The organism is Streptomyces sp. NPDC047072 (genome assembly GCF_040643855.1).
In the GTDB taxonomy this organism is placed as follows: Bacteria; Actinomycetota; Actinomycetes; order Streptomycetales; family Streptomycetaceae; genus Streptomyces.
The window spans coordinates 44,981-53,433 of sequence record NZ_JBEYVC010000063.1 but is presented as its reverse complement, the minus strand read 5'-3'; the positions used below and the strand labels follow the sequence as shown (position 1 = coordinate 53,433).

Annotated in this window: 7 protein-coding genes; 2 read left to right on the top strand and 5 right to left on the bottom strand. The window is 72.5% G+C overall.

What is annotated here, in order from left to right; all coding sequences use genetic code 11:
• Positions 1 to 106 precede the first annotated feature (106 nt).
• The 3 genes from ABZ896_RS25545 to ABZ896_RS25535 form a co-directional block, all read right to left on the bottom strand.
• Positions 107 to 310, bottom strand: a complete 204-nt coding sequence (locus ABZ896_RS25545; protein ID WP_360933461.1) for a ferredoxin — start codon at positions 308 to 310, stop codon at positions 107 to 109.
• Between the two features lie 7 nt (positions 311 to 317).
• Positions 318 to 1,553, bottom strand: a complete 1,236-nt coding sequence (locus ABZ896_RS25540) for a cytochrome P450 (protein ID WP_360933458.1) — start codon at positions 1,551 to 1,553, stop codon at positions 318 to 320.
• 193 nt (positions 1,554 to 1,746) lie between these two features.
• Complete coding sequence (locus ABZ896_RS25535) at positions 1,747 to 3,555, bottom strand: NAD(P)/FAD-dependent oxidoreductase (RefSeq protein ID WP_360933455.1); 1,809 nt, start codon at positions 3,553 to 3,555, stop codon at positions 1,747 to 1,749.
• A gap of 119 nt (positions 3,556 to 3,674) precedes the next feature.
• Between ABZ896_RS25535 and ABZ896_RS25530 the strand changes: the two genes are divergently transcribed.
• A complete protein-coding gene (locus ABZ896_RS25530) occupies positions 3,675 to 4,694 on the top strand; it encodes an SMP-30/gluconolactonase/LRE family protein (protein ID WP_360933452.1) in 1,020 nt (339 codons plus the stop codon).
• Positions 4,695 to 4,720: 26 nt separating this feature from the next.
• On the opposite strand, the gene ABZ896_RS25525 is transcribed toward ABZ896_RS25530, so the two are convergent.
• Positions 4,721 to 5,317 carry a helix-turn-helix domain-containing protein gene (locus tag ABZ896_RS25525; RefSeq protein WP_360933449.1) on the bottom strand — a complete coding sequence of 199 codons (597 nt, stop codon included), beginning with the start codon at positions 5,315 to 5,317 and terminating at the stop codon, positions 4,721 to 4,723.
• Between the two features lie 27 nt (positions 5,318 to 5,344).
• Positions 5,345 to 6,847, bottom strand: a complete 1,503-nt coding sequence (locus tag ABZ896_RS25520) for an IucA/IucC family protein (RefSeq protein ID WP_360933446.1) — start codon at positions 6,845 to 6,847, stop codon at positions 5,345 to 5,347.
• Positions 6,848 to 6,937: 90 nt separating this feature from the next.
• Here ABZ896_RS25520 and ABZ896_RS25515 point away from each other — a divergent pair, with 90 nt between their 5' ends.
• The gene (locus tag ABZ896_RS25515; RefSeq protein ID WP_360933443.1) at positions 6,938 to 8,422 is read left to right on the top strand and encodes an IucA/IucC family protein; all 1,485 of its coding nucleotides are present in this window, start codon (positions 6,938 to 6,940) and stop codon (positions 8,420 to 8,422) included.
• The last annotated feature ends 31 nt before the right edge of the window (positions 8,423 to 8,453 follow it).

Below are 8,453 nucleotides of genomic sequence, written 5' to 3'. Positions count from 1 at the left end.
GTCTACGGCCTGGAGTACTGCCTCGACGCGTCCACCGTGTTCCGGTTCTGGGAACTCAGCAAGGGCTGAGCCGACCGCCGCATCCGGACCCGCTTCCGGCCAAGGCTCAGTCGCCGTCGTCGTGCAGGGTGATGGCCGCGGCCGGGCACACAGCCGCCGCCTCCCGGACGGCCGGGTGCCGGTCCCCGTCGGGTTCGGCGTCGAGCAGGACGACGATGCCGTCGTCGTCCCGCTGGTCGAAGACCTCGGGCGCGATCAGTACGCACTGCCCGGCGGCACAGCACTTCTCCTGGTCCACGGTGATCTTCACGGCCCGGTCACCACCGCACCGGTACGGCCCGCAGGCCCCCGACGACCAGCCCGTCCACCCGCTCCAACTCCTCGACGGGGACGGCCAGACGGAGGGTGGGCAGCCGGCGCAGCAGGACGTCGAGGACGACCTGGAGCTCGGTGCGGGCCAGGGCCTGGCCGAGGCAGGAGTGCGCGCCGGCGCCGAAGGTCAGATGGGGGTTGGGGCTGCGGGTGAGGTCCATCCGGTCCGCGTCGGCGAAGACCTTCTCGTCACGGTTGGCGGACGACAGACCGCACAGGACCGTGGTCCCGCCGGGAAGCGGCCCGCCGTCGAGTTCGGTGTCCTCCCCGACGTAGCGCGAGAGGCCGAAGGTGGAGAGGTTGGCGTCGTACCGCAGCACCTCCTCGACCGCGGTGCGGATCAGGGAGGGGTCCGCCAGCAGGCTCTCCCACCGGGTGCGGTCGGCGAGCAGCAGGGAGACCATCTTGCTGATCATGTTCGCGGTGGTCTCGTGTCCGGCGACCAGCAGGCCCATCGCCGTGCCCAGCAGGAGTTCGTCGGACATCCCCGTGCCCTCGGCCCGGCTCTCCTCGATCAGCATGCTGATCAGGTCGTCGCCCGGCTGGGCGCGCTTGGCGGCGATCAGCGCGGACATGTACTGGACGAACTCGGTGTGTGCCGTGCGCAGTTCCGCCGCGGAGAAGCGGGAGACGCTCAGGAACGCGTCGGACCAGTGGGAGAAGCGGTCCCGGTCCTCGACCGGGGCGCCGAGCATGGTGCAGATGACGTAGACCGGCAGCGGGAAGCCCAGCGCGGCCTTGAGGTCGCCGGGCTGCCCGCCCTCGACCATCTCGTCGACGAACTTCTCGGCAGTCTCCGTCATGACCGGGCGCAGTGCCGCCATGCGCTTGGCGGTGAAGTACCTGGCGACCTGGAGCCGCCACTGCCGGTGCGGCTCGCCGTTCTCGGGGAAGGCGGCCCCGTACTCGACGTCGGTCGAACTGCCGCTGGTGGCCACCCCGCCCGCCCCGTCGGGGGCGAGCCTGGCGGCGCCGTCCGCCGCGGTCGGGCGGGCGAACCGCCGGTCGGACAGCAGGGTCCTGACGTCGTCGTAGCGGGACAGGAAGGCCGCCGTGTCGCCGCTGGGCAGCTCCACGCGGGCGACGGGGCACTGCCGGCGCAGCTCCTCCCACTCGGTCGGCGGCTCCAGGGGGCCGGCGACGGGCAGGGGCATGCGAAGGGTCTGTTCGTTCGGGCTCATCCGGCAGCTCCTTGAGTGGGGGGAAGTGCGCCTGGCCTCGATGCGTACGGCGGCTGTGACCCGGTGGGTCGTTTCACGACGCCGCGTCGGAAAGTTTACGACTCGGCGTCGTAAAACCGGTGTCAGCGGTGTGGCGAATCGGCGGTCATCGGCATCACCAGTCATCGGCATCACCGGTCAGCCGCATCGCCGGTCACCCGCGGAGCACCTCCTCCATGGACTCCTCCCGCCAGCGGCGCAGGAGTTCGTGGAAGGCGACCGCGCCGTGCGGGTAGGAGGTCGGCCCGTTGGGGCGGCCGCGGCCTTCGCCGTTGTAGTAGCCAGGGGTGCATTCGGCGTGGAACCACTCGTGGTCGGGTGCCCCGTCGGCCATGACGGCGAGCCAGGCGTCCTCGGCCTCGCGGGAAGGTTCGACGAGGGCGCCCGCGTCCTCGGCGGCGGCGACGAGGGCGGCCGCGTGGACGGCCTGCTCGTCGAGGATGTGCGTGAAGTTGACGCTGCTGGAGTTCTGCAGGGGCCCCAGGTGGATCAGGTTCGGGAAGCCGTGGCTGGTGAAGCCGTGGAGGGTGCGGACGCCGTGCCGCGCCCACTCGTCCAGCAGCAGCTGTCCTCCCCTGCCGTACACGGGGAGCCTGCCGGAGCGGACTCCAGAGACGCCGACGGAGAACCCGGTGGCGAAGATCAGGCAGTCCAGTTCGAGGACGGTGCCGTCGACCACGGCGCCGTGCTCGGTGAGGCGTTCGATGCCGTGGGTGTCCGCGGTGTCGACCAGGGTGACGTTGTCCCGGTTGAACACCGGGTAGTACAGGTCGGAGAAGGTGGGGCGCTTGCAGGCGTACCGGTACCAGGGCTTGAGCTTCTCCGCGGTCGCCGGATCCGCGACCGTCCGCTCGACACGGTCCCGCACCTCGTTCATCTTGGCGGCGTCGAGGACCTCGTAGGCGGCTTCGAAGGCCGTACGGTCGTCTCCGCGGCGGAAGCTCGGCAGCAGCTTCTCCAGCAGCACCGCCGACGCCGTCCAGCCGTCCGCCACGAGGTCCTCCCGGCCCGCCTCCCCCGACTCTCCCGACTCTCCCGACACGATGCGCAGGAAGTTCTCGCGGCGGTCACGGGCCCAGCCCGCCCGGTCGGCACCCACGTCCCCGGCGGTCGTACGGCGGTTGCCGCGGACGTCGACCGTGGACGGGGTGCGCTGGAAGACGTACACATGGGCCGCGTCCTCGGCCAGCATCGGGATGACCTGCACGCCGGTGGCGCCGGTCCCCACGACACCCACCCGCTTGTCCGCGAGCCCGGTCAGACCTCCCTCCGGACCGCCGCCCGTGTAGCCGTAGTCCCACCGGGAGGTGTGGAAGGTGTGCCCCTTGAAGTCCTGGATGCCGGGGATCCCGGGCAGTTTAGGCTCGGTCATGGTGCCGGTGGCGGTGATGACGTACGTCGCCCGGAAGGCGTCGCCCCGGTCGGTGCGCACGATCCAACTGCGGGAACCCTCCTCCCAGTTCAGCTCCGTGACCGTGGTGGAGAACAGGGTGTCCGCGTAGAGGTCGAACTTCTCGGCGATGCGCACCGTGTGCCGGCGGATCTCCTCGCCCGGCGCATACTTCCACTCCGGCACGTACCCGGTCTCGTCGAGCAGCGGCAGGTACACATGGGACTCGATGTCGCAGTGCACGCCCGGATACCGGTTCCAGTACCAGGTACCGCCGAAGTCGCCGCCCTTGTCGATGACCCGGACGCGCTCCACGCCCCGCTGCCGCAGCCGCGCCCCGGCGAGGATGCCGCCGAACCCGGCGCCGATGACGGCGACGTCGACGGTGTCGCGCAGGGGCTCGCGCTCGGCGACGCCGTCGGTATAGGGATCGGCCGCGTAGAAGCCGAACTCCGCGTCGGCGCCGAGGTATTGGCCGGTTCCGTCGGGCCGTACCCGCCGTTCGCGCTCGTGGCGGTAGCGCTCGTTGAGCGCGGCGAGTTCGTCGGGGGTCGGGGCATGCGAAGGCGTCATGTGGGGGCCTCACTTCTGTGCGTGGGGAAGACGTCCGTGCCGTACGATAACAACAACCGGACAGCGTTGTCCGGTTGCCCCCTGAGGGCACACCCACAGCTCAGGAAAGAGGGATCCCCATGCGCCGGACCCGCCTCCGCCCGCTTGCCGTGCTCGCCGCCCTCGGCACAGTCGCCCTGACCGGGTGCGGCACCGAGACGCTCGCCCCCGGCGCCGAAGCCGCCTCCAAGGGTTCCCAACGGACCATCGCCGCCCACAAGTTCATGCGTCTGACCACCGTGCACGCGGAGACCGGGATGACCCTGCTGGAGGGCCCCACCTTCGGAACGTACGGCCGGCTGAACGTCGTTGACGTCACCGCGCCGGCCGGCAAGCCCAAGGTGATCCAGGTCGACGTCGAGAGGCGGACGGCCCGCGGACTCTTCACCGCCGCCCAAGGGGCCTACACATCAGCGCAGTTCAGCCCGTACGACGGTCGGCTCTACCTGTCCGACTTCGCGAGCGGGGCGATCGTCTCGCTGGCCCCCGACGGCACCGGCCCGCGCACCTTCTTCGACGGCGAGGTCGACGGCGCCCGGATGCAGCCCGACGACATCGCCTTCGACCAGGACGGCAACCTGTACATCAGCGACTCGCTGGGCATGACCGAGGGCAGGGCGCGCGGGCGCGTGGTGCGCATCGACCGCGAGGGCGAGGAGGCGACCGTACTGGCGGACGGTCTCGCCGCGACGAACGGCATCTCCTTCGACCTCGGCTACCGAGGGCTGTGGTTCAGCGAGTTGAAGGAGAACCGGATCTCCTATCTGCCCGTCGTCCAGCGCCCCGGCCAGTCCGGCCGGCACACGGCCGTCCGCGTGGACGGCGGGGTCGCCGAGACCGACTCGATCGCCGTGGACGCGGACGGCAACCTCTACCAGGCGCTGCACGGCCGGCCCGCGATGCTCGTCTACAACAAGTACGGCGAGCACCTCGCGACCGTGCGGGTCCCGGCCGGCGCCGAAGGGCTGGAGTCGGCGACCAACGTGGCGATCACACCCGGCGGCACCAAGGCATACATGACCGTCAGCGGACCGGCCGGGGGCTATCTGTACACCTTCGACGCGCTCGCGGAGGGCGTACGGCAGTCCAACGGCGGCTGACCTCGGGCACGTGAAGGGGCGGGCCCTCAGCCCTCGAAGGGCCGCACCGGCCCCACCTCGATGCCGAGCAACCTCCAGGCGTCCAGCGCCCGTTGCTCACGCTCCTCCGCAGTGGCGCCGGTGACGGCTCCGGAGACCATGGCGACGGCCAGCATGAGGTCCCGCGCGTCCTGGGCACCCAGCCGGTGGCCCTCCGGCAGGCTCTCCCGCAGCGCCCGTTCGACCCGCTCGCCCAGGCTCCGGGAGAAGCCGTGGCTGTGGAAGCGGCCGAACGCGCCGGGGGCGTGCAGAAGGCCGATGAAGGCCGCCGACTGCGCCTGGTGCCAGGTCAGCACCCCCAGCACCCCGGCGAGCGTCGCCCCCTCGGCGGCGGCCGCGCGCTCGATCTCCACCACGTTCTCCTCCAGGATGGCGGCCGCCATGGCCTCCCGGTCGGGGAAGTGCCGGTACAGCACGCCCTGTCCCACCCCCGCCCGGCGCGCGATCAGGGACAGCGGAGCGTCCAGACCGTGCTCGGCGTAGACCTCCCGGGCCGCGGTGACCAGAGCCGCCCGGTTGCCGGCGGCGGCCTTCGGTCCACGGTTCGCGGGCCGCCGCTCGTCCGGCGTGGGGTGCTGAGTCATCCCGACAGGGTAGCGACGGACGGCCGGCTACCTGCGTGGACTCCGGTCCTCGCCGGTGTCGGCCAGCGGGTTCGGCAGCGGCAGGTACCGCGCGTCCGCCCCGTCCGCGCCCGTCCAGCGCAGCAGCAGGTTGGTCTTGCCGGGGAGGGTGGGATCGGTGCGGAGGGCGGCGGCCTCCGGCAGGTCGTGGCGGGCCAGTTCACGGCGTACGGCGGGCCAGGGGTCGAACCCCGGGTGGCGCTCCGCGAGCGCCTCGGCCACCTCGCACAGGTGGTTCACGACGAGGCAGTACACCAGCCGCTCCCAGCCGGCCGCCCGCGGGACGTCCGACAGGAGCTTCACGCCCTCGGCGTCCCGGTACAGCGCCCGCACGGGCGTGCCGTCGGCGTCCACCGCCACCAGCGTGTTCTGCAGATGCGCTTCGAGTACGACACCGTGGTCGGCGAAGGCCGCCAGCGCGGGCGGGACCACCGCGCGCAGATACGCCTCCCACCAGGGCCCGGGGTCCTCGGCGCCGTCGAGGGGGCTGCCCTCGAACCCCTCCACCAGCCCGGCCGCGAGCAGCGCGGTCGTGCCCGGCGGCAGGTGCTCGCGCAGGCCGTCCCGGACCAGGACGGCGAGTTCCTCGAAGGCGAAGTCGGCGGTGCGGTAGCCGCGGTCGCTCAGCCACGCCCCGGGCCCGTGCGCGAACGCCGCCGTGACCGCCGCGTCCGTGCGCCGCAGTTTCAGCAGGTCGTGGCGCCACAGCCGCCGGATGTCGTTGGTGATGCGGACGTCGAGGCTGAACTTGAGGAAGAGGTCGTGCGAGGGCGCGTACACCGTGCGGATCGCGGCGGTGGGCCAGGTGTCGAAGGAGGTCGTGCCGAGGCGGATCAGGCGCCCGTCGTCGAAGGCCTCGTCCACCGTGACCAGGTCCAGCTGCCAGGGGTGCGCCGGGAGCAGCCGGTAGCCGGCCGGGGCCTCGCCGAGCGTGTCCAGGGCCGAGGTGTCGCCCTCCTCCACGACCGTGTCCTCGCGCACCCCGAGCAGGACCAGCGGAAAACGGGCATGTGCCTCGGGGGCGTACGGCAGCCAGCCGGCGGCGGGGCCCCCGCCGCGGGCCTTGGGGGCGGGGTGGAAGGGGTGACCGGTGATGAGGCACTGCTCGGAGCGCAGATATGGGTCCTCGGGCGCCGTCGCCCGCGCGCGTGCCGTGAGCAGGGCGGCGACCGCGTCCCGGCTGTCGGTCATCTCGGCGGGCAGGTCGTGGTTGGACACCCCGGTGTGCCGGGTCAGCTCCTCGGCGACCAGCTTCACCAGCTCGTCGTGGCCGATGCGCCGCCAGCCGTCCGGGCCGTGCACCTCGGGCCCGGCCGGCCGCCGGGTGCCCCGGACCCGCAGCAGCCGTCCGCCGGGCAGCCGGTGGACCCGGTGGCCGCCGGACTCCGGAAGCGGCTCGGCCACCTCGCGCAGCAGGCAGTTGAGCAGCGGTGCTGCCGCGTACGCGTCGGCGGTGCCGGCCGGCGGGGGCTTCAGGTCCACGCGATCCACTCGTTCTTTCTCACGTCCATTCGGGGCGGTGACGATCAGTATGTCTGTCGTCGCACCCCACCGTGACACTCGTACCCGAGGAGCAAGACCGTGGATCGTCCCCCCGCCGCCCAGGCCGACTTCGCCGACGAGCTGGCCGCCGTACGCCCCGATCTGGCGGCGCGGTACGCGGCCGAGCTGCCCGGCGCCCGCGCGGCCGTCCTGTCCCGGCTGTGGCGTGGGCTCACCCACGACCCGCTGCCATGGGTGGCCGGGCGGACGGGGGGCCGGGACGGCCTGTCGCTGCGGCTGACGGACGGCCGACGGCTGGACGGCCCGGTCCCGGATCCGTTCGCCACGGCCTCCTATGTCACCGCCGTACGGCTCGACGAGACGGTGTACGACGATCCGGCCCGGCTGATGATGGACCTCGGTGTGGCGCACTCCGCGGAGTTCGCGGCCGAACTCGCCGACAGCGTGGCCTCGGTGGCGCTCTCACGGGCGGGACAGCCGGGGTCCTCGGTGAAGTGGCCCGAGTCCGACTGGGAGTGGGAGCAGCGGGTGGTGGACGGGCACCCCTATCACCCCAACTGCCGTTCCCGGCCCGGTTTCTCGGTGGCCGAGCAGCTGGCCTACGGGCCCGAGCACCGGCCGCTGGTGCGGCTCGGGCTGATGCCGGTGCCCGCGGACGAGTGCCTCGTGACGGGTGACTGGCCGGACGATCTGCGGGACGGGGACCGGCTGTTGGTGCCCGTGCACCCGTGGCAGGCCGAGCATGTGCTCAAGCGGTCCTGCGCGGAGGGCTTCGACGCACATCCGCTGATGTCGTTGCGCACTCTCGCCGTCCCCGGCGGCCCGCACGTCAAGACCGCGCTGAGCGCCCGGATCACCTCGTCGGTGCGGGACATCTCCGGGTACTCGATCGGCCTGTCCGCGACGCTCTCGCGGTTCGCGGAGTCCCTCTCCGCGCGCATGGACGGCCTACTGCACTTCACCCGCACCCTGGGCGCCGCGACCGCCGACTCCCCCGACCTCGCCGCCGTGTTGCGCGAGTCCCCGCAGGTCTACGGCGACCGGGTCCTCCCCGTGGCCGCCCTCGCCACCACCGAACTGCCCGATTCCCCCGCCTGGTTGGCCGACTTCGCCCGGCTCGCCCTCACCGCCGGGCTGCGGCTGCTGGAGCTGGGGGTGGCCCTGGAGGCACACGGCCAGAACCTCCTCGTCGTGCTCGACGCCTCGAACACCCCTGTCTCGCTGGTCTACCGAGACCTCGCCGACATCCGCGTCAGCCCGGCCCGCCTCACCCGACACGGCGTCCTGGTACCGGAGTTGACCGGACGGGTCGTCACCGACGACGTCACCACCCTGCGGCGCAAGCTGTTCGGCTCGCTGGTGTGCGGAGCCCTCGCGGGTACGGCGGGTTCGGCGGCGGCGCTGCGGACGGCGCTGGAGACGGCCGTACGGGACCTGCCGCGCACGCCCGATCTCGCCGCGCTGCTCGAAGAGCCGCTGCCGGCCAAGGCGTTGACGCTGATGCGGCTGTCGCCGGGGACCCCGGGGGACCAGTGGACGCGGCTGCCCAACCCCCTGCACTGACGGCCCGTTGCCGAAACCCCTTTCCGACGGC